This is a genomic window from Streptomyces omiyaensis (assembly GCF_014650895.1).
Lineage (GTDB): Bacteria > Actinomycetota > Actinomycetes > Streptomycetales > Streptomycetaceae > Streptomyces > Streptomyces omiyaensis.
In genome coordinates this window covers 73,474-96,235 of record NZ_BMVV01000001.1, presented here as the reverse complement: position 1 = coordinate 96,235, position 22,762 = coordinate 73,474, and the positions used below count along the sequence as shown (strand labels likewise).

Below are 22,762 nucleotides of genomic sequence, written 5' to 3'. Positions count from 1 at the left end.
CCCGGGGGCCGCCTAGACTGAGCCGCATGGCGAAGTGGACACCGAAGCACGAGGCACCCGAGCCCCTGGAGGGGCCCGTCGTCGGCACGATCACCGGCGGCACGATCCTCTGGTTCGTCCTCTTCCTCGTCCAGCTCCCCTTCTACGGCTGGTTCGACGACCGGGACCTCACCTGGTGGGTGTGGACCTGCCTGGCCGGCGCCGGCCTCGGCCTGATCGGCATCTGGTACGTCCGCAAGCGCGACGCGGCCATCAAGCGGCACCGCGCGGCGCAGGAGGCGGACGGCACCGCCGCCCCGTAGCCCCGGGCCCCGTAGCTCCCACGGCCCCGGAGGACCACGGGACGGCGGCCCCTCGGGACCGGAGGACGGCCCGTGGGACCACAGGACGATTCCGCTCCTCCCCCGGTCGGATCTTCGCCCTTCTCGGCAGGTGAACGGCCGGTTCCGGTCGTACCGTCGGAACCATGACTCAGCGGGCGAAGATCGGCACGGACGGCGGCGGGGACCCGGGCGGCCCGGTGGGGACCGAACCGCCCGTCGTCCACCGCCCCGCCGGCCTCACCGCCGCCGAGGTCGCCGAGCGGGTCGCCCGCGGCGAGGTCAACGACGTCCCCGTCCGCAGCTCCCGCTCCACCACCGACATCGTCCGGGCCAACGTCTTCACCCGCTTCAATGCGATCATCGGCGTCCTGTGGGTGATCATGCTGATCGTCGCCCCGATCCAGGACAGCCTCTTCGGCTTCGTGATCGTCGCCAACACCGGCATCGGCATCATCCAGGAGCTCCGCGCCAAGAAGACCCTCGACGGGCTCGCCGTCATCGGCGAGGCGAAACCCACCGTCCGGCGCGACGGCCGCGCCGCCGGGATCTCCACCTCCGAGATCGTCCTCGGCGACCTCATCGAGCTCGGCCCCGGCGACAAGGTCGTCGTCGACGGCGTCGTCGCCGAGGCCGACAGCATGGAGATCGACGAGTCGCTCCTCACCGGCGAGGCCGACCCGGTCGTCAAGCGCCCCGGCGACCCCGTCATGTCCGGCTCCTTCGTCGTCGCCGGCGGCGGCGCCTTCACCGCCACCAAGGTCGGCCGGGAGGCCTACGCGGCCCAGCTCGCCGAGGAGGCCTCCCGCTTCACGCTCGTCCACTCCGAGCTGCGCTCCGGCATCTCCACGATCCTCAAGTACGTGACGTGGATGATGGTCCCGACCGCGATCGGCCTGATCATCAGCCAGCTCGTCGTCAAGGACAACGACCTCAAGAACTCCATCGCACGGACCGTCGGCGGCATCGTCCCGATGATCCCCGAGGGCCTCGTCCTGCTCACCTCCGTCGCCTTCGCGATCGGCGTCATCCGGCTCGGCCGCAAGCAGTGCCTGGTGCAGGAGCTGCCCGCGATCGAGGGCCTGGCCCGGGTCGACGTCGTCTGCCTCGACAAGACCGGCACCCTCACCGAGGGCGGCATGGACGTCACCGGGGTCCGCCTCCTGAACGGCGCGGACGAGGGGTACGTCGCCAAGGTGCTCGGCGCCCTCGGCGAGTCCGACCCGCGCCCCAACGCGTCCCTCCAGGCCGTCATCGACGCCTACCCCGACGCCGAGGACTGGCGCTGCACCGAGTCCCTCCCCTTCTCCTCCGCCCGCAAGTACAGCGGCGCCTCCTTCAGCGAGGGCGACGGCGAGGACTCCACCTGGCTGCTCGGCGCCCCCGACGTCCTCCTCCCGTCCGGCGACCCGTCCCTCGCCGAGATCGACCACCTCAACGAGCAGGGCCTGCGGGTCCTCCTGCTCGCCCGCACCGTCCACGAACTCGACTCCCCCCACGTCGCGCAGGACGCCCGGGCGACCGCCCTCGTCGTCCTCGAACAGCGGCTGCGGCCCGACGCGGCCGACACCCTCGCCTACTTCGCCGACCAGAACGTCGCCGCCAAGGTCATCTCCGGCGACAACGCGGTCTCCGTCGGCGCCGTCGCCGGCAAGCTCGGCCTGCCCGGCGCGGCGAACACCGTCGACGCCCGTACGCTCCCCGCCGACCGCGAGGAGATGGCGAAGGTCCTCGACGAGAACGCCGTCTTCGGCCGGGTCACCCCGCAGCAGAAGCGCGACATGGTCGCCGCCCTCCAGTCCGCCGGCCACACCGTCGCCATGACCGGCGACGGCGTCAACGACGTCCTCGCCCTCAAGGACGCCGACATCGGCGTCTCCATGGGCTCCGGATCCGAGGCGACCCGGGCCGTCGCCCAGATCGTCCTCCTGAACAACTCCTTCGCGACCCTCCCCTCGGTGGTCGCCGAAGGACGCCGGGTCATCGGCAACATCACCCGGGTGGCGACCCTCTTCCTCACCAAGACGGTCTACTCGGTGCTGCTCGCCATCCTGGTCGTGGTCTCCCAGATCGAGTACCCCTTCCTGCCGAGGCACCTGACGCTGCTGTCCACCCTGACCATCGGCGTCCCCGCCTTCTTCCTGGCCCTCGCGCCCAACAAGGAACGGGCCAAGCCGCACTTCGTCCGGCGGGTCATGCGGTACGCGATCCCCGGCGGCGTCGTCGCGGCGGCCGCCACCTTCACCACGTACCTCCTCGCCCGCCACCACTACACGGGCGCCGACGCCCTCGGGGCCGAGACCAGCGCCGCGACCCTGACCCTCTTCCTGGTCTCCATGTGGGTCCTCGCGATCATCGCCCGGCCCTACACCCTGTGGCGGCTCGCCCTGGTCGCCGCGATGGGCGGCGCCTTCCTCCTCGTCCTCGTCGTCCCCTGGCTCCAGGACTTCTTCGCCCTCAAGCTCGTCGGCACCACCATGCCGTGGGCGGCCGTCGCCGTCGCCGCGGCCGGCGCGGCCGTCCTGGAGGTCGCCTGGCGCTGGGTGGACCGCCGCTTCCCGGCGTAGCGGCGCCGCGCCGGGAGCAGCCCCGCTAGTCGAACCAGCGGTCGCGGGCCAGTTCCTCCGTGCGGGTGGGGTCCTCCAGGAGGGCGGCCACCTCGAAGCGGCGGGGCCACTGGGCGGTGGCCCAGGCCAGGGCGGCGGCCACGCCTTCGAGGGTGGCCGCGTGGAGGACTCCGTCGGGGGTGCGGCGCCAGTCGAGCTCCGTGCCGGCCGCGAGGAGCTCCTCGTGCTCCACGTAGGTGGCGGGGGTGGCGGGGCCGAGGAGGGCGTGGACGGAGGCCGGGACCTCGTGCACCTCGCCCTCCGTGGTGACCTCCGCCTCGACCGTCTCGCTCAGCCGGCGCACCTGGAGGAGGTCCGCCAGGTCCGCGGCGCGGGACGGCGAGACCGGCAGCAGCGGGAGGCCCGCCGTCAGGGGGAGGAGGTCGGGGGCGTCGGCCACCAGGGCCTCCGCCGCGTCGACGACGACCAGCTCGCCGTCGACCACCGCGCGCAGCTCGTCGGGGAGGGTGACCTGGTCGGGGTCGAGGTCGGCCAGGGCCGTGTAGAGGGCGTGGAGCTGCGCGGCCGAGACGGGGCGGGACGGGTCGGCCAGGCGGGAGAGGAGCTCCGCCGCGCCGCCCGGCTCGTCGAGCAGCGCCGCGACCGAGGTGCGGACGCCGAGCGCGCGCAGGACCTGCTCGTCCTCGAAGCCGGTCGCGTCGGCGGGGTCGTACAGGCCGGCGAGGAGCGGGTCGGTGCCGGAGGCGCGGAGCCCCGCGGGGCGGCGCCCGTCGAGGACGGGGTGGTCGCGCAGCCACCAGGCCGTGTAGGAGCGGACCGTCTCCGTCGTGCCGTCCGGGAGGAGGACCCGCACGGGCTGGATCAGGGCGTCCCGCAGCGGCGGCCGCGCCAGCAGGGCCAGCGCCCGCGGCCAGGCGTCGTCGTCGACCAGGTCCAGGTCCCGCACCGCCACGATCTCCGTGGCGACCGGCGGCACCACGGCCTCCGGCAGCCGGTCCAGGACGTCCTCGCACCAGACGTCGACCGCGTCCAGGAGGCCCGCGTCGTCCGGCTCCGGGTAGTCGCCCTCCCGGGGCTCCAGGTCGTCGGGGTCGAGGACCAGGTCGGCGGCGCGGACGAGCGCGAAGTTCGCGAGGACGCCGCAGGCGGCGAGCGGCGCCTCGCCCCAGCGGTCGGCCAGCTCGGCGTCCACGAAGGCGAGCTCGTCCTCGCGCATGACGGCGGCGAACGCCGATCCGGGCAGCACCAGTTCGCCCGCGGGGGCCAGTTCCCCGTCCTCGTCGGGCAGGGCGAGCGCGGCGAGCCACGGCTCGTCGCCGGGCTCCAGGGCCGCGTCGCGCACGAGACCGAGGACCGTCTCGGCGAGCTCGTCCGCGTCCGGCGTCCGCTCGTCCTCGTCCCAGATCTCGCCCGCGTCCAGGGAGCCCGCCACCGCGGCCCGCACCTGAGGCGTGGTCAGGACGGCGCGGGGCGTGGCCGGGAGGGCGCCCAGCTTCTCCAGGAGCGGGTGCGCGGCCTCCGCGTGCGCCACCTTCAGGCCGAGCCGCGCCAGCTCCGGCGGGGTGCCCTCCTGCGGCAGGAGGACCTGCCGGGGGCCGATCACCGTCCGGCCCGAGTCCAGCGGCACCGGCAGGCCGGTCAGCCGGTCCGGGTCGACGCCCGCGAGGGAGTCGTACAGCCGCCGCCACCAGCCCGGCGTCCGCTCCACGCCCGCGAGCCGGTCCACCGCCTCCGTCAGCGGCACCCGGCCCACGCCGAGCGTGCGCAGCTCGGGGCGGCGCTCCAGGCCCGCCGGCAGCAGCGCGGGGAAGACCTCGGCGAGGACGGCGACCGTCTCGGCGCCGGCGCCCTCGACCACCTCCGCCTCGATCGGGCGCAGCACCCGCACGTCCTCGGAGGGGAGGGCCGGGGCGAGGAAGGGGACCCGCGGCAGGCGGTCGAGGATCGCCTCCCGCAGCGCCCCGTCGAGGTGCCCCTTGCCCAGGGGGCCCGGCACGAGGTCGAGCGAGGCGGTGGTCACCGGCTCCCAGCCGGCGAGGAGTTCGGCGTACGCGTCGGCGGCCCGCTGCACCAGGAAGTCCGTGAGCGGCCCCGGGGCCGCGTGCCGGCGGGCGGTGTCCAGCGGCAGCGAGGCGATGAGCAGGGCGGGCAGGCCGAGGGGTTCGTCGGTGGGCGTCGGGGCGTGCACGACGGGCGCGGTGCGGGGGTAGCGGGGGGCGCCGGCGTCGTCGACCGGTACGGCCCAGGTGACCGACCAGTGCGGGCGCAGCCGCTCCTCGACCGGGCGGTCCGCGAGGAGGCCGGCGTCGAGCGGGCCGGTGCGGGTGACGGTCCGCCAGCGGTGCGGGCCCTCGGCGGCGGAGTCCTCGACGCGGACGTACCCGTCGGCCTCGGAGCGGGTCAGCGTGCGTACCCCTTCCGGGGTCTCCACGACGATCTCGGAGAGACCCGGAAGAGTGAGCAGCAGCGCGTCGTCGACGGAGGAGAGGAGCCGGTCGGCGAGGTCGTGGGCGGCGGCGTCGCGCAGCGGGAGGACGACGACCGTGTCGTACCCGTCGGGCGCCGTGCCCTCGGCGGGCAGCGGCAGCCTCAGGAGGGGGACGTGGCCGTCCCTGCGGCGCAGTTCGTCGCCGAGGCCCGGGAGGTGGCGGGCCACGTCCGCGGCGAGCTCGCGGGCCTCCGCGAGGGACCAGCGGACGCCGCCGTGCCGGCCCAGGACGGCGGGCTCGTCGGAGACGGCGAGGACGGCGGCGAAGCCGACGCCGAAGCGGCCGACGGCCGTGGCCGTGTCGCTCGCCGTCCGCTTCGCGGAGGCGCGGAGCGTGGACAGCGACTCGACTCCGGTCGCGTCCAGCGGGGCGCCGGTGTTGGCGGCGGCCAGCACGGCGGGGCTGTCCGCGTCGGCGGGGCGCAAGGTGAGGCGGAGGCGGCCGGGGACGCCGGTGCGGGCGGCGGCGTCGGCGGCGTTCTGGGCCAGTTCGACGACGAGGCGGTCGCGGTACCCGCCGAGCGCGAGGTCCTCCTCGGCGTTCGCGTCCTCGCGGAAGCGGGCGGGGGAGGCGGTCCAGGCGTCCAGGACGCCTCTGCGGAGACGGGCGGTGCCGAAGGGGTCGCTTCCGTCGGTCGTCGTCCGGACGGTGACGCTCACGTGAGACTCCACTCTGCTGGGCCGTTCCTTCGGTACCGCGCCCGAAGTTACCGCGCCGCGAGCGGTTTCCACGCGGCGGGCGCGACGCCCCCGCGGAGGTGGCCGGAACCCCTCGGTGCGGGCCCGCGCCCGGCCGCGCCGGGCCGGTGCGGGCGCCGGTCCCGCGGCCGTGCGGGCGGGGCGTCAGGAGTGGCCGAGGTCTTCCGAGGCGGGGTCGGGGGCGGGGACCGAGCCGGAGTCGGAGGCCGGGCGGAGGGGGAAGGGGTCGACGGCCGTGGAGTCGAGGACCGGCTCGGCGGGACGCGGCGGGGTGGGCATGACCGCCGCCTCCGAGTGCCCGCCGCAGCCGTACGCGAGGGAGACCACGCGTCCGTCGGCCGGGGACAGTTCGTTGGCGCAGAGGCCGAAGGACTGGCTGAGGGAGCCGGCCAGGGGGACCAGGAAGGCGCAGGACTGGCAGGTCGCCGGGGCCGCCTGGGCCATCGGCGTGCGGGGGCCGAAGGACTCGTCCCAGCGGTCGGCGGCGATCCGCAGGCCGTACCGGGAGAGGACGCGGGCCCGGCCCATGCCGAGCTCGTCCGCGACGGCCGCGATCGTGCCGCGCGCCGGCACCCGGTCGGTGATCTCGGCGTCCTCCGTGTCGAGCTGGTCCACCAGCTCGGCGGAGAGCGCGGAGTTCGGCGGCGGCGCGTCCTCGCCGGTGTAGCCGGGCTCCAGGCGCGGGTCGTCCTGCTCGGTGGGCAGGAGGTCGCCGGGGCCGAGGTCGCCGGGGCGCAGCCGCTCGCTCCACGGCACCCACTCGGGGGCGAGGAGGGCGTCGGAGCCGGGCAGCAGGACGGTTTCGTCAAGCGTGACGTTCTTGGCCCGGGAGGCGCGGGTGACCGTGACGGCCCAGCGCCATCCGCGGTAGCCGGGCTCCTTGCACGCGAAGTAGTGCGTGACGACCCGGTCGCCCTCCGCGACGACACCGGAGTGTTCGCCGACGACGCCGGGGGCGGCGGCCTCCTCGGCGGCCTCCCGCGCGAGGTCCACGGCCTCGGCGCAGAGGCGGTCGGGGGCCGGGGTACGCGGGGTACGCGGGGCACGGTCTCGCGTCGTCGCAGCACTCACTGGTATCGCTTCTCTCCTACGCCGTCTCACGGGTGCGCCGGCCGAGGTCCGGGAGCGAGGCTCCGGGAGCGGGGCGGGCGGAGCGGACCTGAGGGCCGCATCGACGTCCGCACCCGACCGGTCTCACACGTCTCGGGCACACCTATCGTCATCCATTCTGCGGGATGCCGAAGGGGCGCGCGGTCGAGAGGAACCGCCGGTGGCGCGCTACGCACGCTACCCCGTTCGCGGGCCTGGGCCCACCTGCGCGCCCCAAGTGACCCGGATCGGGCCCCGGAGCGCCGCCGCTCCCGCCCCCTTCCGGCGTGTCCCGCCGCCTTCCGGGGGCCCCGGAACCCCCGACTCGTCCGCCCCGCACCCGCCCGCCGTCCTGCCGTCCCCCGCCCGCCCCCTTCCCGTCCCCCGCCCGCCCCCGCCCGGCTCCGTCCTCCCCGTCCGACACCCCGGAGGGCCGCGGTCCCGGTTCGGGCGGGGGGTGGGTGGGGCACTATGAGGTGGTGGCAGCCGCACGGTCCTCCGGTCGATCCGACGACCGTCCCGGACCGCTCCGCCGAGCGGGCGGGGCGGTGGGGCGTGCGCTCCACCTGCCGTTCACGGGGACCGCGCGGGGGATCCGGCGGGCGACGCACGCCCACGGGGCGGGCGAGTCGGGGCTCGGGAAGCTGATCGAGCTGCACGCGGTCAACGGCGCCGGGGACGTGATGATCACCGTGGCGCTCGCGTCGACCGTGTTCTTCTCCGTGCCGACCGACGAGGCCCGCGGGCGCGTCGCGCTCTACCTCGCCATCACCATGCTTCCCTTCACCCTCCTCGCGCCCGTCATCGGGCCGGTCCTCGACCGGCTGCCGCACGGACGGCGGGCGGCGATGGCGGCGGCGATGCTCACCCGGGCGGTGCTGGCCGTGCTGATGTCGGGCGCGGTCGCGACCGGCGGGATCGAGCTGTACCCGGCGGCGCTCGGCGTGCTCGTGGCGTCGAAGGCGTACGGGGTGGTGCGCAGCGCCGTGGTGCCCCGGCTGCTGCCACCGGGCTTCTCCCTGGTGAAGGCGAACTCGCGGGTGACGCTCGCCGGGCTGCTCGCCACCGGCATCGCCGCCCCGATCGGGGCGGGGCTCCAGCTGATCGGACCGCGCTGGCCGCTGTACGGGGCGTGCGCGCTCTTCCTGCTCGGCACGTACTGGGCGGTGCGGATGCCGCACAAGGTGGACTCCGCGAAGGGCGAGCGGCGGGCACACCTGCTGACGCACGGCGAGAAGAAGCCGAGTCTGCGGACGGTGGGGCCCGCGGTGCTCCACGGCCTCCAGGCGAACGCGGCGCAGCGGATGCTCTCCGGGTTCCTGATCTTCTTCCTCGCGTTCCTGCTGCGCGAGCATCCGCTGTCGGGCCAGTCGGCGGCGGTGTCGCTCGGGATCGTCGGCGTGGCGGCGGGGGTGGGGAACGCCTGCGGGACGGCCGCGGGCTCGCTGCTGCGGGACCGGGGACACCGGCCGGAGGTGATCATCGCCACGATGATCACGACGGTCCTGGCGGCGGCGATCTGCGCCGCCGTCTTCTTCGGCGGGGTGATGGTCGCCGTGCTGGGCGCGGTCGCGGGGCTGACGCAGGCCCTGTCGAAGCTGTCCCTCGACGCGCTGATCCAGCGGGACGTGCCGGAGCTCGTCCGGACCTCGGCCTTCGCCCGGTCCGAGACCGCGCTCCAGATGGCGTGGGTGGTGGGCGGCGCGCTCGGGATCGCGATGCCGCTGAACGGGACGGTGGGGATGGCCGTGGCCTCCGGCTTCCTGGCGATCGGCGCCCTGCTCGCCGTACGGGGACTGCTGTCGTCGCGCGGGCCGGGCACCTCCGACCGGCCGCACCGCGCGAAGGTCGCCTGACCCCCGGGCGCGCGGTCCCGGGCGCGGCACGCCGTACCCCCGCGTGGCAGCGGCGCGGCGGCCCGATAGCCTTCGGCTCATGACCGTTGCGTTCTTCTCCGGCTCGCGCCGCCGGGCCGCTGCCGCCCTCGGGGCCGTCTCCGCCGGGCTCCTCGTCCTCACCGCCTGCGAAAAGCCGACTCCGATCGCGACCGTCACGGTCGGGACCGAATCGATCAACTCCGAGGCGGCCTGCTACAACGACGGCGACCCCATCAAGGAGTCGGACGTCCAGAAGTGCCTCAACAAGAAGGCCGAGAAGTCGATCACCGTCGCCATGGACGACAAGGTCCGCTTCGGCGTGGACCCGGAGATCGCCGACAACGGCTGGACCATCTTCCTGGGCGGCCAGCAGGCCGAGCCGGAGCCGTACAAGAAGACCTACCGGACCATCCCGGCCAGCGCCTTCTTCTCCAGCCAGACCGGCGAGGCCACCGACGAGACGCAGGTGACGATCGTCGAGAACACCGGCAAGACGCTCACCGGCATCTGGCACTTCAAGCTGAAGAAGGAATCCTGATCCTCCGGTGCACCGCCGGATCCTGATCGTGACGGCCGTGGCGGCGGAGGCGGACTCCGTCGCCGGCGGTCTCGCGACGCCCGCCCTCCCGGGCGGGGAGCTTCCCGTGCCGGGCGGCCTCGCGCTGCGCCGGCACCACGCGCCGGACCGCACCGTCGACGTCCTCGTGGGCGGCGTGGGGCCCGCGGCGGCCGCCGCCGCGACCGGCGCCGTGCTGACCCGCGGCGCGCTCGCCGGCGAGCCGTACGGGCTCGTCGTCTCCGCCGGGATCGCCGGCGGCTTCCCCGGCCGCGCCCCGCTCGGCTCGCTCGTCGTCGCCGACGCGATCGTCGCCGCCGACCTGGGCGCCGACACCCCCGAGGGGTTCCTGCCCGTCGAGGAGCTGGGCTTCGGCCGCTCCCTGCACCGCGTGCCGCCCGCCCTCACCGGACCCGCCGCCGCCGCCCTCGCGGCCGCCGGGCTCCCGCACACCACCGGGGTCGTGCTGACCGTCTCCACCGTGACCGGCGGTGCCGCCCGCGCCGGGGAGCTCGCCGCCCGCCACCCGGGGGCCGCCGCCGAGGCGATGGAGGGCTTCGGGGTCGCCGAGGCCGCCGCCGCGCACGGCGTCGCCGTCCTGGAACTGCGGGCCGTGTCGAACGCCGTCGGACCCCGCGACCGCGCCGCCTGGCGCATCGGTGACGCCCTGGGCGCCCTGCGCCGGGCCGTGACCGCACTCGAAACCACCCTGTCGGAGGTCCGGCCGTGCAGCTGAAGATCGCCTACTCGCCCTGCCCGAACGACACCTTCGTCTTCGACGCCTGGGCCCACGGACGGGTACCCGGCGCGCCCCGCCTCGACGTCACCTTCGCCGACATCGACGTCACCAACGGCTGGGCCGAGAGCGGCACCGACGGCCACGACGTCCTCAAGGTCTCGTACGCCGTCCTGCCGTGGATCCTCGACGAGTACGCGCTGCTGCCCTGCGGCGGCGCCCTCGGCCGGGGCTGCGGCCCGCTCGTGCTGACCCGGGACGCCGGGACCGGCGCCGACCTCGCCGGGAAGACGGTGGCGGTGCCGAGCGAGCGCTCGACCGCCTACCTGCTCTTCCGGCTGTGGGCGGCGGAGACCGTGCCGGGCGGCGTCGGCGAGGTCGTCGTGATGCCGTTCCACGAGATCATGCCCGCCGTGCGCGACGGCAAGGTCGACGCGGGGCTCGTCATCCACGAGGCCCGCTTCACCTACACCGCGTACGGGCTGCACTGCCTCGCCGACATGGGCGAGCACTGGGAGTCCACCACCGGGCTGCCGATCCCGCTCGGCGCGATCGTCGCCCGCCGCTCGCTCGGCGAGGAGACGCTGCGGCTGCTCGCCGACTCCGCCCGGCGCTCGGTGCGGATGGCGTGGGACGACCCGGCCGCCTCGCGGCCCTACGTCATGGAGCACGCGCAGGAGATGGACCCGAAGGTCGCCGACCAGCACATCGGGCTGTACGTGAACGAGTTCACCGCCGACCTCGGCGAGGACGGCTACGCGGCGGTCCGGGGGCTGCTCACCCGTGCCGCGGCCGAGGGGCTGGTGCCGCCCCTCGGCCCGCGCGCGCTGTCGTTCCCGTGAGGACCGCCCCGGGAAGCGCGCGGGCCCCCGGGGGGATCCCCGGGGGCCCGCGCGACCGTGTCCGGTCAGACGTCCAGCTGGTCCGCGACCGCCCGCAGCAGGCCCGCGATCTTCTTGCCGGCCGCCTTGTCGGGGTACCGGCCGCGCTCCAGCATCGGCGTGATGTTCTCCAGGAGCGTCGTCAGGTCCTGCACGATCGACGCCAGCTCGTCGGGCTTGCGGCGCTGCGCCGCCGCCACCGACGGCGTCGGGTCGAGAATCGTCACCGAGAGAGCCTGGTCACCCCGCTGGCCGGCGACGACGCCGAACTCCACCCGCTGGCCCGGCTTCAGTGCGTCGACCCCGGCAGGGAGCACCGACGAGTGCACGAAGACGTCACCGCCGTCGTCGCGGGAGAGAAAGCCGAAGCCCTTCTCGCTGTTGAACCATTTGACCTTGCCGGTAGGCACGTCTGTCCTCAGTCCTCGTCGACTCGTCGGGGTAGCAAAAACAGCGGGTCGAAGCGGCCCGCCGACCCCCAAGGCTAGCGGCCGGGGAGCCGGTGACAAGACGCCGCCGAAGTGTTCCTGTGGCCAGGGAACTACCCTGACCTGATGCGCAGTGAAACCCCCGCAGGAGCGGTGAGCGATTCCGTGGACGACTCCGCCCCGGGCGACGGACTCGTGAAGGCCGGCGTCGTCGTCTTCGCCGTCGGCGCGCTCGCCACGCTGGTCACGGTGGCCCCGCTCTTCCTCGGGACCGACCCCTTCCCGACCGTCGCCTACCTCGTGTCGATGCTGATGGGCGTCGGCTTCGCCCTCGCCGCCGCGGGGGTGCTCCGCTCCGTCGCGGCCCAGCGCCGGCAGGCCCGGAGCGGCTCCGCCGGCTAGCCGGGACGGCGTCAGGAGACGTACGACTCCCACCAGGCGCGGAAGTCCGTCAGGTCCTCCAGGACCACGTCGGCACCGGCGGCGCGCAGCTCCTCGGGGGCGCACGGACCGGTCGCGACGGCCACCGACAGGGCGCCGGCGGCCTTCGCGCCGCGCACGTCGCCGACGTGGTCGCCGACGTACACCGTGGCGCCGTGGGCCCGCAGCGCCTCCGCCTTGGCCTCGGCGAAGAGGCGGCCGACGACCGCGCCCGGCTCGATGCCGAGGTGGGCGAAGTGGCGCTGGGCGTCGGGGGCGTTCTTGGCGGTGACGACGACCGTCCGGCCGCCGGCCTCGCGGACCGCGTCGAGGGCGTCCCGGGCGCCCGGCATGGGCACGGTCGGCTCGATCGCGTACGCGGGGTAGAGGGCGCGGTAGCGGGCGGTCATCTCGGTGACCTGCGCGGCGGGCACCCAGTGGGCCATCTCCTGCTCCAGCGGCGGGCCGAGGCGGGTGACGACGAGGTCGGCGTCGACGGCGACGCCGTACTTCTCCGAGAAGGCCACGAAGGCCGCCCGAATGCCGGGACGGGTGTCGAGGAGGGTCAGGTCGAGGTCGAACCCGACGGTCAGCGGGGCCACGGAGGTGTTCGTCGTCATGGGGGACATTGTGCCCGGGTGTTCGAAAACGGCGGCTGCCGAGACCGGGGCCCGCCCCGCCGGACCCCCCTCCCGCCCGAAGGGTCCCCCGGCCGCCGCCCGCCGTGCCGGGCGCGCCCCGGGACCGCCCGTCAGGGACGGCGGGAGTGGTGCAGCAGGTAGAGGGCCGAGAGCAGGGCGGCGGCCCGGAGGGTCCAGGGCCAGGTCTCGGAGAGGGCCGCGTGCAGGGCGCCCGCCGGGACCGGCTCGCCCCAGCGGCCCTGGAGACGGCCCCACAGCCAGGCGACGCCGCCCGCCGCCGCGAGGCCCGGCAGGACGAAGACGGCCCGCTTCACCTGGCCCGGGGTCAGCCGGCGGGAGCCGTACGCGATGAGCCAGCCGGCGGCGAGCGCGAGCAGCCAGCCGAACGCCGCGCCGGCGACCAGCAGCACCGCCGCCAGCAGCAGGAACGGACGGGCGACGCCGCGGCGCGCCCGGACCGGCCCCTCCCCCGCCGCCTCCTCCGGCGCCGGCTCCGCCTCGGGACGGCGCCGGCGCAGCAGCCGGGCCAGGCGGCGGGCGCGGCCCGCGGGGGCGGCCGGCTCCCCCGGCTCCTCCTCCGCGGGCGCCTCGGGCTCCGGCGGGCGGAAGAGCTCCGGCGCCTCCACGCCGCCCACGAAGCCCGGCACGATCATGTCCGTGCCGTCCGGCCCGCCCGGGCCCTCCGGCCCGTCCGGACCGCCGTGCCACCAGCCCCGGGGGTGCGGGACCGGGGCGGCGGCCGCCCCCTCGGACGGCGGCGCGTGCGGGGAACGGGACGGGGACGCGGAGGGGGACGGGGGCGGGGACGCGGAGGACGGGGAGGACCCGGAAGGGGACGGCGGAGCGGCCGGATCCGGGTCCGCCCACCACTCCGGCTCCCGGCTCCTCGGCGGCGCGTCCGACGCCCGCGTCACGACCTCGTCCGGGGTGCCCAGGTCGCCGAGGATCCCCCGGACGGCCCTGGGGGACTCCTCGCCACGGGTGGCGCGGCGGCGGTCGATCTCGTCGCGCAGACCCGCGACGAGCGCGCTGCGCTCGCCCGGCGGGAGCTGCCGCTGCTGGGCCAGGTCGCCGACCTCGCTCAGGTAGTCGAAGACCATCCGGTCGCTCTCGATGCCCACGCCGCCCCTCCACCGTCCGGCCGAACGCCGTCCCGGTCCTGACGGTAGCGCCTGCGCAGCGGATAACGTGGGGCGGATGGGGATCGGCGAGCTGGACCGGGAGGCGCACGTGCCCGAGGGACGTCCGAGTGGGACCGCGGGAAGCCCGCGCACGCTGGCCGAGGCGCTGCGGGCGCGCGGCGACGACGGGCTGGCGGCGCTGCTGCGGGCCCGCCCCGACCTGCTCGGCCCGGTGCCGAACGACGTGACGCAGCTGGCGACCCGGGCCGGGACGCGGGCGTCCGTGGTGCGGGCGCTCGAACGGCTCGACCGGTTCTCGCTCCAGGTGGCGGAGACGCTGGCGGTGGCGCCGGACCCGGCGCCGTACCCCGTCCTGCTCGGCCTGCTCGGCGGCGGCGACCCGGAGGCCCCGGAGGCCGCACGGTCCCCCGAGGTCGCCGAGGCGCTGCCCCGCGCGGTGGCGCTGCTGCGCGAGCAGGCCCTGGTGTGGGGCGAGGACGACCGGCTGCGACTGGTGCGGACCGCCCGCGAACTGCTGTCGCCGTCACCGCAGCACCCCTCCCCCACCGGACTCGGGCCGACCGTCGCGGAGGCCACGGCGGGCATGTCGCCGGGGCGGCTCCAGGAGATCGTGGCGGCGGCCGGGCTGCCGTCCACGCACGACCCGGTGTCGGCGGTCGCCGCGCTGACGGCCCTCTTCACCGACCGGGAGCGGATGGCGGCCCTGCTCGACACGGCGCCGCCGGAGGCGCTGTCCGTCCTCGACCGGCTCGTGTGGGGCCCGCCGTACGGCGAGGTGACCGCGAAGCCGACGCCTCCGGTGGGATGGCTGCGCGACCGGGGCCTGCTGCTGCCCGTGTCGCCGCGCACGATGGTCCTGCCGCGCGAGGTCGCGCTGCACCTGCGGGGCGGGCGGGCGCACCGGACGCCGGAGCCGCACGCGCCCCGGCTCGAGGTGGCGCGCGAGTACCGCCCCGAAGCGGTCGACGGCGCCGCCGCCGGACAGGCCTACGCGGCGCTCGCGACCGTCGAGGAGCTGCTGAAGTCGTGGGACCACGGCGGCCCTGCGGTGCTGCGGGCGGGCGGCCTGTCCGTGCGCGACCTGAAGCGGACCGCGACGGCCCTGGACGTGCCCGAGCCGGTGGCCGCCTTCTGGCTGGAACTGGCGTACGGGGCGGGGCTGCTGGCCTCGGACGGCGAGGCGGACGAGCGGTACGCGCCGACGCCCGCCTACGACGACTGGCTCGACCGGCCGCCGGCCGAACGCTGGGCCCGGCTGGTCACCGCCTGGCTCACGGCGACCCGCACCCCCGGCCTGGTCGGCGGCCAGGACGCGAAGGGGCGGACGCTGTCCGCGCTCGGCCCGGACCTGGACCGCGCGGCGGCCCCCGAGGTCCGCCACCGGGTCCTCGGCCTGCTGGCGACCCTGCCCCCGGGCGCCGCGGCCGACCCCGAGACCCTGCTGGGGCGGCTCCGCTGGGAGCGGCCGACGCGGGGCGCCTCCTCCGCGCCCCGGGCGGGCGGGCCCCCGGCCCCCGCCGCGGGCCCGGCCGACGGCACCGACCCCGGCGCCGCCGGACCCTGGGCCTCGGAGACGCGGACCGCCGCGGCCCCCCGGCCCGCCGCCCCCCGGCCCCCCGCCGAGCTGCGGGAGCGCCTGGCCCGGTGGGCGCTCGGCGACGCCGAGCTCCTGGGCGTCACCGGCCGCGGAGCGCTGTCCACGCACGCCCGGGCCCTGCTCAACCTGCCGCTCGCGAAGGCCGCGGAACCGTCAGCCGAGGGCGGCGGGGTGGAGCCGGAGGTCGCGGCGGAGCGCGCCGCGGAACTCCTCGAACCGCTGCTCCCGCGGGCCGTCGACCACGTCCTGCTCCAGGCCGACCTGACCGCGGTCGCCCCCGGGCCGCTGCTGCGCCCGCTGGCCGACGCGCTCGCGGTCCTGGCGGACGTGGAGTCGAAGGGTGGCGCGACCGTCTACCGCTTCACGCCCGGTTCGGTGCGACGGGCGCTCGACACCGGCCGCTCCGCCTCCGACCTGCACGCCTTCCTCGCCGCGCACGCGCGCACCCCGGTGCCGCAGCCGCTCGCCTACCTCATCGACGACGTGGCGAGGAAGCACGGGCACCTGCGGATCGGCGCCGCGTCCGCGTACGTCCGCTGCGACGACGACGCGCTGCTCGGCGAGATCATGGCCGACCGCCGGTCGGCCGTGCTGCGGCTGCGCCGCCTCGCGCCGACGGTGCTCGCCGCGCAGACGGACCCGGCGTCGCTCCTCGAAGGGCTGCGGTCGATGGGGTACGCGCCGGCCGCCGAGTCGGCGGGGGGCGACGTCCTGATCACCCGGACCGACACCCACCGCACCCCGCCGCGCACGGCCCCGGCGCCGGTCCCCGACGGACCGCCGGCCCCGGACGCCACCCTGCTCACGGCGGCGGTGCGGGCGATCCGGGCCGGCGACCGCGCGGCGACGGCGGTGCGGAAGGAGCCCGCGGTCCCGGTCACCGCGGGCGGACTGCCGCGCACCTCGGCCGCCGAGACCCTGGCGACCGTGCAGGCGGCGGCGATGACGGGCTCGGCGGTGTGGATCGGCTACGTGAACGCGGAGGGCGCGGCGAGCCAGCGGGTCATCGCCCCGGTGCGGGTCGAGGGCGGTTTCGTGACCGGCTACGACCACACGGCCGACGAGGTCAGGACCTATCCGCTGCACCGGATCACGGGCGTGGCCGAGCTGGCGGACGACGACGCCTGACGGCGGGGCGCCGTGCGGGGCCCGTCACGGCCAGGAGGGGTCCTTCGTCTTCCTGGACGAGTCCGCCGGCGCCGGCCCCGGCGCACCCCTGCCCCACCGCCGGCGCGGCTCCCCGTCGGTCGCCTCCTGACCAGGCACGGGCGGGTCGGGGCGGGGTAGAGTGGGACGTTTCCCTCGCCACCGCCCGCGGAGGTATGTGTGTCCTGCCTGATCGTCCAGAGCGACAAGACGCTGCTGCTGGAGGTCGACCACGAACTCGCCGAGGCCTGCCGGCGGGCCATCGCGCCCTTCGCCGAGCTGGAGCGGGCACCCGAGCACATCCACACGTACCGGGTGACGCCGCTCGGCCTGTGGAACGCCCGGGCCGCCGGCCACGACGCCGAGCAGGTCGTGGACGCGCTCGTGGAGTACTCCCGCTACCCCGTGCCGCACGCGCTGCTCGTCGACATCGCCGAGACCATGGACCGCTACGGGCGGCTCACCCTCTCCAAGCACCCCGCGCACGGCCTGGTGCTGACCACCACCGACCGGCCCGTCCTGGAGGAGATCCTCCGGTCGAAGCGGGTCCAGCCGCTCGTCGGCGCCCGGCTCGACCCCGACACGGTCGTCGTCCACCCCTCCGAGCGCGGCCAGATCAAGCAGACGCTGCTGAAGCTGGGCTGGCCCGCCGAGGACCTCGCCGGGTACGTCGACGGCGAGGCCCATCCGATCGACCTCGCCGAGGACGGCTGGAGCCTGCGGGCGTACCAGCGGCAGGCCGTCGAGGGCTTCTGGCACGGCGGCTCCGGCGTCGTCGTGCTGCCCTGCGGCGCCGGGAAGACGCTGGTCGGAGCGGGGGCGATGGCGAAGGCGAAGGCGACGACGCTGATCCTCGTCACCAACACCGTCTCCGCCCGCCAGTGGAAGAACGAGCTGGTCAAGCGGACCTCCCTGACCGAGGACGAGATCGGCGAGTACTCCGGCACCAAGAAGGAGATCCGGCCGGTCACCATCGCCACCTACCAGGTCCTCACGACCCGGCGGAAGGGCGTCTACCCGCACCTGGAGCTCTTCGACTCCCGCGACTGGGGCCTGATCGTCTACGACGAGGTGCACCTGCTGCCCGCGCCGGTCTTCAAGTTCACCGCCGACCTCCAGGCGCGCCGGCGGCTCGGCCTGACCGCGACCCTGGTGCGCGAGGACGGCAAGGAGGCGGACGTCTTCTCGCTGATCGGCCCCAAGCGCTTCGACGCCCCGTGGAAGGAGATCGAGGCGCAGGGGTACATCGCGCCCGCCGACTGCGTCGAGGTGCGGGTCAACCTCACCGAGTCGGAGCGGCTCGCCTACGCGACGGCCGAGGCGGAGGAGAAGTACCGCTTCTGCGCGACGACGGCGACGAAGCGGCGGGTGACGGAGGCCCTGGTGCGGAAGTTCGCCGGCCAGCAGATCCTCGTCATCGGGCAGTACATCGACCAGCTCGACGAGCTCGGCGCGCACCTCGACGCCCCGGTCATCAAGGGCGAGACGTCGAACAAGGAGCGGGAGCGGCTCTTCGACGCCTTCCGCAACGGCGAGATCAACGTCCTCGTCGTCTCCAAGGTCGCCAACTTCTCCATCGACCTGCCGGAGGCGACCGTCGCCATCCAGGTCTCCGGCACCTTCGGCTCCCGCCAGGAGGAGGCGCAGCGCCTCGGCCGCGTCCTGCGTCCGAAGGCCGACGGCCACCAGGCGCACTTCTACTCGGTCGTCGCCCGCGACACCATCGACCAGGACTTCGCCGCGCACCGGCAGCGCTTCCTGGCCGAGCAGGGGTACGCCTACCGGATCCTCGACGCGGACGAGCTGCTGGGCTCCTGACCGGGGCGGTCCGGCGGCCCCGGCCCCTCCCCCGCGGGCCTCAGTCCATCAGGGCCAGGACCGGGCCGGCGAACGCCAGGGCGTACTCGGCGGCGACGAGGGCGCGGCGGGGGACGACGAGGGCCGCCACGCCCGCCGGGTGGGCGAGGCCCACGGCCCAGAAGCCGGCGGCCACGAGCATCCCGCCGGAGCCGTCTCCCGAGACCGCGTCGTCGAGGGTGACCACCGCCGTCGCCACCGCGCAGACGGCGGCGAGGAGGAGACCGACGCCCGCGAGGACGCGCAGCGCGGTGCGGGAGGAGGCGGTGCGGGAGGAGGCGGTGCGGGAAGGGGCGGTGCGGGAGGAGGCGGTGCGGCCGGGGGCGTCCTGCGTCGTCATGGCCCGATCCCATCAGCCGGCCGGCGCCGCGCGCATGCGCGCGGGTACTCGGTCCGCGGCGGGCGCGTACTCAGTCGGGGGCCGGTGCGTACACGGGGCGGGGGTTCCTGACGCCCGCCTCCTCCGGGCCGTGGTCGCCGAGGAGGACGACGCCGACGGCGGCGGAGCCGAAGGCCCGCAGGGCCGCCACCAGGCGGGCCGGACGGGGGCGGGGAACGGTGGTCACGAGGGTGAAGGTCGTCGCGCTCATGACTCCATTCTGGAATCCGGACATTAAAGACACATCGGCCTGGGGGTGGAACCGGGCTCACCCTTGCGGCGGATCCCTCCCCCTACGGGAAACCGATTCGCCCGGTCCCCCCGCCCCCCGTTAGAATCACCGGCTCCCCCGCCTCCCGTCCCCGTACGTGAGCGCGCCGCCGCCCGGTCGGAAACCGGCGGCCACATCGATGTGTCCGTGTGTCCGTGTGTCCGTTCATCCGCGTACCGACCGGAGGCCCCACCGTGTCCGCAGCCGTGCCCACCGACGATCCGCTCGTACGCGAGCGGGCCCACCTGACCTCCTCCCGCGCCGCCCTGCGCGCGATGCGCGAGGAGGTGGAGGCGCTGGACATCAAGGACGTCACCGCGAACTGGGTCAACTCGATCGTGCTGGAACGGCAGATCGAGGACCGCATCAAGGCGCTCGCCGACCTCGCCCACACCCCGCTCTTCTTCGGCCGGCTCGACTACCTGCCGCCCGCCCAGCAGGGGCAGCGCTTCTACATCGGCCGCCGGCACGTCCACGACGCGCACGGCGACCCCATGGTCATCGACTGGCGCGCGCCCGTCTCGCAGCCGTACTACCAGGCGTCGAGGAAGGACCCGCGGGACGTGGGGCTGCGCCGCCGCTTCGGCTACACCGGCGGCGAGCTCACCGCCTACGAGGACGAGCGCCTCGCCGACCCCGCCGAGCCGGAGCGCACCAGCCGGCTGCTCCAGGCCGAGATCGAGCGGCCGCGCGTGGGCCCCATGCGGGACATCGTGGCCACCATCCAGCCGGAGCAGGACGAGATCGTCCGCTCCGACCTGTCCGGCACGCTGTGCGTGCAGGGAGGACCCGGCACCGGCAAGACCGCCGTCGGCCTCCACCGCGTCGCCTACCTGCTCTACGCCCACCGGGAGCGGCTGGCCCGCACCGGCACCCTCGTCATCGGGCCGAACCGCTCCTTCCTCCAGTACATCGAGCAGGTGCTGCCCGCGCTGGGCGAGCTGGAGGTGAAGCAGGCGACCGTGGACGACCTCGTCGCCCACGTGGAGGTGCGCGGCACGGACGAGGCGGCGACGGCGGTCGTGAAGGGCGACGCCCGGATGGCGGAGGTCCTGCGGCGGGCCGTCCGCTCGCACGTGACGCTGCCGACGGAGCCGCTGATGGTGGTGCGCGGCTCGCGCCGCTGGCGCGTCCCCGCGTACGAACTGGAGGAGATCGTCCGGGAGCTGACGGAGCGTGACATCCGCTACGGGGCCGCCCGCGAGGCGCTGCCGCAGCGGATCGCGCACGCCGTCCTGGTGCGGATGGAGCAGGCCGGCGAGGCCCCCGACGACCGGGTGCAGAACGCGGTGGCCCGCAACCCGGCCGTGAAGGCCGTCGTGAAGGAGTGCTGGCCGCCGGTCGAGCCGGCGAAGCTGGTGCTGCGGCTGCTGGGCGACCCGGAGTTCCTGGCGGAGCACGCGGCGGGCCTGCTGAGCGACGAGGAGCAGAAGCTGCTGCTGTGGACGAAGCCCGCCCGCAGCGTGCGGACCGCGAAGTGGTCGGCGGCGGACGCCGTGCTCATCGACGAGGCGACGGACCTGGTCGAGCGGACCCACTCGCTCGGGCACGTGGTCCTCGACGAGGCGCAGGACCTGTCCCCCATGCAGTACCGGGCCGTCGGCCGGCGCTGCACCACCGGCTCGGCGACGGTCCTCGGCGACCTCGCGCAGGGCACCACGCCCTGGGCCACCCGGAGCTGGGAGGCCGCCCTGGAGCACCTCGGCAAACCGGAGGCGCGCGTCGAGGAGCTGACGGCCGGCTTCCGCGTGCCGAGCGAGGTCATCGCGTACGCCTCCCGGCTGCTGCCGCACATGGCGCCCGGGCTCGCCCCCGTGGAGTCGGTGCGGGAGAACCCCGGCGCCTTCGAGATCCGGCGGGCGGACGGTCCCTCCGACGCGGCGGTGGTCGCGGCCTGCGCGGACGCGCTCGCGCACGAGGGCTCCATCGGCCTGATCGCCGCCGACGCGCGGATCGCCCCGCTGGCGGCGGCCCTGGAGGCGGCGGGGATGCCCTGCCTCTCCCCCGGCGAGGAGACGACCGCCGCGTCGCGCCTGACGCTCGTGCCGGCGACGCTCGCGAAGGGCCTGGAGTACGACCACGTGGTCCTGGACGAGCCGGCGGCCGTCGTCGACGGCGAACCGGACGAGCGGACCGGCCTGCGCCGCCTCTACGTGGCGCTGACCCGTGCCGTCTCCGGCCTGACGATCGTCCACGCGGCCCCGCTGCCGGAGCAGCTGGAGCCGGTGGCGGCGCGGGGCTGAGCGGTCCCGGTCAGTCGGTGGCGATGCCCCGCGCGGCGAAGATCTCCGCCGCGCCCTCCACCGCGAGCACGCCGTCCTCCACGAAGGTGACCTCGCGGAGGCGGGGCAGCAGGTCGAGGTCGTCGAGCGACCGCACGTCGAAGAGGCCGTCCTCGCCGTCCCAGGCCGGGGCGCAGTGGCGGAAGACGTCCGCCCCGGCGTCGAAGCACAGCTCCTCGACGCCGGCGAGCAGCCCGGCCGGGATCTCCAGCGCCTCGAAGTACTCCCGGGACTCCGGCAGCACCTCTTCGGCGAGGCCGTTCTCCAGGACGTGGGAGGCGGGGTCGGCGATGCCCCGCGCGGCCATGCGCGCGCCCAGGTCGTAGACCGGGAGCAACGTCCCCGCGGTGTACATGAGCTCCTCGATGACGAGCAGCTTGAGGTTGAAGTCGTGGAACCGAGTCATGGGGACAGGGGTACCACGGCGGTACGACGGCCCCGCCCCCGGCCGTCCCGTCACGCGAGGTCGGCCAGGGCCTCGGTCCAGGTGCGGCGGGCGACCGCCGCGAGGACGGGGTTCGGCACGGCGGCGGTGCCGGGACCGTCCCCGCCGCCGTAGTGGTGGTCGGTGACCAGGCCCCAGCACAGGGCCCAGCCGCGGCCGCGCGCCCAGGTGGCGTCGTCGACGCGGGAGGCGGCCCGGAAGCGGGGGCGGGTGGCGGCGGTGAGGAGGGTCCAGCCGGGCATCAGGTCGACGGCGGGGTCGCCGGTGCCGAGGCCGCCGAAGTCGATGACGGCGCTGAGCCGCCCGTCGCGGGTGAGGAGGTTCCCCGGCAGCAGGTCGCCGTGGATCCAGACCGGATCGCGGTCCCACGCGGGGAGCGCCAGGACCCTTTCCCAGGCGTCGAGCGCGGCCCGCTCGTCGAGCAGCCCGGCGGCGGCGAGCGCGGCGACGGCTCCGGGCAGGGCGCCGCCCTCCCAGTCGGTGACGGAGCCGCCCCGGAAGGACCGGGGGCCGCCGGTGGTGTCGGCCGCCCGCAGGGCGACCCCGAACCGTCCCAGCTCCTCTGCGGCGTGCGCGAGGTCGGCGACGGGCGAGGCCCAGGCGTCGGCGCCGTCCAGCCAGGCGTACACCCCCCACGCCCGCCCGAACCCCTCCCCCGGGACCCCGGCGCCGACGGGCACCGGCACGGGCAGCGGCAGTCCGGGCGCGAGCCGGGGCAGCCACCGCTGCTCCTTCTCCGCCTGCCCGTCCGCCCACTGTGCCCTCGGCAGCCGCACGACCAGCTCGTCGCCGAGCCGGAACATCGCGTTGTCCGTCCCGGCCGAGTCCACCCTCCGCACGCCGAGTCCGGCCCACCGGGGGAACTGCGCCCCGACGAGCCGCCGCACGAGCCCTTCGTCGATTCCGTCCGCCATACGCGGAGGCTAACGACCGGGCCCGGG

General features: G+C 75.8%; 19 protein-coding genes. 10 read left to right on the top strand and 9 right to left on the bottom strand.

Annotated features, from left to right (window positions below):
• Positions 1–26 precede the first annotated feature (26 nt).
• The gene (locus tag IE287_RS00455; RefSeq protein ID WP_189846843.1) at positions 27–302 is read left to right on the top strand and encodes a DUF2530 domain-containing protein; all 276 of its coding nucleotides are present in this window, start codon (positions 27–29) and stop codon (positions 300–302) included.
• A 164-nt stretch (positions 303–466) separates the two neighbouring features.
• Complete coding sequence (locus IE287_RS00450; protein ID WP_189846842.1) at positions 467–2,887, top strand: HAD-IC family P-type ATPase; 2,421 nt, start codon at positions 467–469, stop codon at positions 2,885–2,887.
• A 25-nt stretch (positions 2,888–2,912) separates the two neighbouring features.
• On the opposite strand, the gene IE287_RS00445 is transcribed toward IE287_RS00450, so the two are convergent.
• The gene (locus IE287_RS00445; protein WP_189846841.1) at positions 2,913–6,047 is read right to left on the bottom strand and encodes a sacsin N-terminal ATP-binding-like domain-containing protein; all 3,135 of its coding nucleotides are present in this window, start codon (positions 6,045–6,047) and stop codon (positions 2,913–2,915) included.
• A 171-nt stretch (positions 6,048–6,218) separates the two neighbouring features.
• Positions 6,219–7,145, bottom strand: a complete 927-nt coding sequence (locus tag IE287_RS00440; RefSeq protein WP_189846840.1) for a DUF3027 domain-containing protein — start codon at positions 7,143–7,145, stop codon at positions 6,219–6,221.
• A 497-nt stretch (positions 7,146–7,642) separates the two neighbouring features.
• Here IE287_RS00440 and IE287_RS00435 point away from each other — a divergent pair, with 497 nt between their 5' ends.
• From IE287_RS00435 to IE287_RS00420, 4 genes are all read left to right on the top strand, one after another.
• Positions 7,643–9,019 carry an MFS transporter gene (locus IE287_RS00435; RefSeq protein ID WP_189846839.1) on the top strand — a complete coding sequence of 459 codons (1,377 nt, stop codon included), beginning with the start codon at positions 7,643–7,645 and terminating at the stop codon, positions 9,017–9,019.
• 79 nt (positions 9,020–9,098) lie between these two features.
• On the top strand, positions 9,099–9,578 hold the full coding sequence (locus tag IE287_RS00430) for a DUF2771 domain-containing protein (RefSeq protein WP_189846838.1): 480 nt from the start codon (positions 9,099–9,101) through the stop codon (positions 9,576–9,578).
• Between the two features lie 7 nt (positions 9,579–9,585).
• On the top strand, positions 9,586–10,332 hold the full coding sequence (locus IE287_RS00425; RefSeq protein ID WP_229883203.1) for a futalosine hydrolase: 747 nt from the start codon (positions 9,586–9,588) through the stop codon (positions 10,330–10,332).
• Complete coding sequence (locus IE287_RS00420; protein WP_189846837.1) at positions 10,323–11,174, top strand: 1,4-dihydroxy-6-naphtoate synthase; 852 nt, start codon at positions 10,323–10,325, stop codon at positions 11,172–11,174. The genes IE287_RS00425 and IE287_RS00420 overlap by 10 nt, the downstream gene beginning before the upstream one ends.
• Positions 11,175–11,239: 65 nt before the next feature.
• Here IE287_RS00420 and IE287_RS39270 read toward each other — a convergent pair whose 3' ends face one another.
• Entirely contained in the window at positions 11,240–11,623 is a 384-nt protein-coding gene (locus IE287_RS39270; protein WP_189846836.1) for a cold-shock protein, read from the bottom strand.
• A 144-nt stretch (positions 11,624–11,767) separates the two neighbouring features.
• On the opposite strand from IE287_RS39270, the gene IE287_RS00410 reads away from it, so the two are divergent.
• Complete coding sequence (locus IE287_RS00410) at positions 11,768–12,043, top strand: hypothetical protein (protein WP_189846835.1); 276 nt, start codon at positions 11,768–11,770, stop codon at positions 12,041–12,043.
• Positions 12,044–12,054: 11 nt separating this feature from the next.
• On the opposite strand, the gene IE287_RS00405 is transcribed toward IE287_RS00410, so the two are convergent.
• On the bottom strand, positions 12,055–12,690 hold the full coding sequence (locus tag IE287_RS00405; protein ID WP_189846834.1) for an HAD family hydrolase: 636 nt from the start codon (positions 12,688–12,690) through the stop codon (positions 12,055–12,057).
• 122 nt (positions 12,691–12,812) lie between these two features.
• Complete coding sequence (locus tag IE287_RS00400) at positions 12,813–13,823, bottom strand: hypothetical protein (RefSeq protein ID WP_189846833.1); 1,011 nt, start codon at positions 13,821–13,823, stop codon at positions 12,813–12,815.
• A 76-nt stretch (positions 13,824–13,899) separates the two neighbouring features.
• Here IE287_RS00400 and IE287_RS00395 point away from each other — a divergent pair, with 76 nt between their 5' ends.
• Together IE287_RS00395 and IE287_RS00390 are read left to right on the top strand one after the other, a co-directional pair.
• Positions 13,900–16,569 carry a helicase C-terminal domain-containing protein gene (locus IE287_RS00395; protein WP_189846832.1) on the top strand — a complete coding sequence of 890 codons (2,670 nt, stop codon included), beginning with the start codon at positions 13,900–13,902 and terminating at the stop codon, positions 16,567–16,569.
• 198 nt (positions 16,570–16,767) lie between these two features.
• Positions 16,768–18,405, top strand: a complete 1,638-nt coding sequence (locus IE287_RS00390; protein WP_189846831.1) for a DNA repair helicase XPB — start codon at positions 16,768–16,770, stop codon at positions 18,403–18,405.
• 40 nt (positions 18,406–18,445) lie between these two features.
• Here IE287_RS00390 and IE287_RS00385 read toward each other — a convergent pair whose 3' ends face one another.
• Together IE287_RS00385 and IE287_RS00380 are read right to left on the bottom strand one after the other, a co-directional pair.
• Complete coding sequence (locus tag IE287_RS00385) at positions 18,446–18,784, bottom strand: hypothetical protein (protein ID WP_189846830.1); 339 nt, start codon at positions 18,782–18,784, stop codon at positions 18,446–18,448.
• Between the two features lie 70 nt (positions 18,785–18,854).
• Positions 18,855–19,034, bottom strand: coding sequence for a hypothetical protein (locus tag IE287_RS00380; RefSeq protein WP_189846829.1), 180 nt, complete (start codon positions 19,032–19,034; stop codon positions 18,855–18,857).
• A gap of 254 nt (positions 19,035–19,288) precedes the next feature.
• On the opposite strand from IE287_RS00380, the gene IE287_RS00375 reads away from it, so the two are divergent.
• Positions 19,289–21,337 carry a HelD family protein gene (locus IE287_RS00375; protein ID WP_229883202.1) on the top strand — a complete coding sequence of 683 codons (2,049 nt, stop codon included), beginning with the start codon at positions 19,289–19,291 and terminating at the stop codon, positions 21,335–21,337.
• Between the two features lie 10 nt (positions 21,338–21,347).
• Here IE287_RS00375 and IE287_RS00370 read toward each other — a convergent pair whose 3' ends face one another.
• A complete protein-coding gene (locus tag IE287_RS00370) occupies positions 21,348–21,782 on the bottom strand; it encodes a DUF6892 domain-containing protein (protein WP_189846828.1) in 435 nt (144 codons plus the stop codon).
• A gap of 50 nt (positions 21,783–21,832) precedes the next feature.
• On the bottom strand, positions 21,833–22,735 hold the full coding sequence (locus tag IE287_RS00365; protein ID WP_189846827.1) for an aminoglycoside phosphotransferase family protein: 903 nt from the start codon (positions 22,733–22,735) through the stop codon (positions 21,833–21,835).
• Positions 22,736–22,762 lie beyond the last annotated feature (27 nt).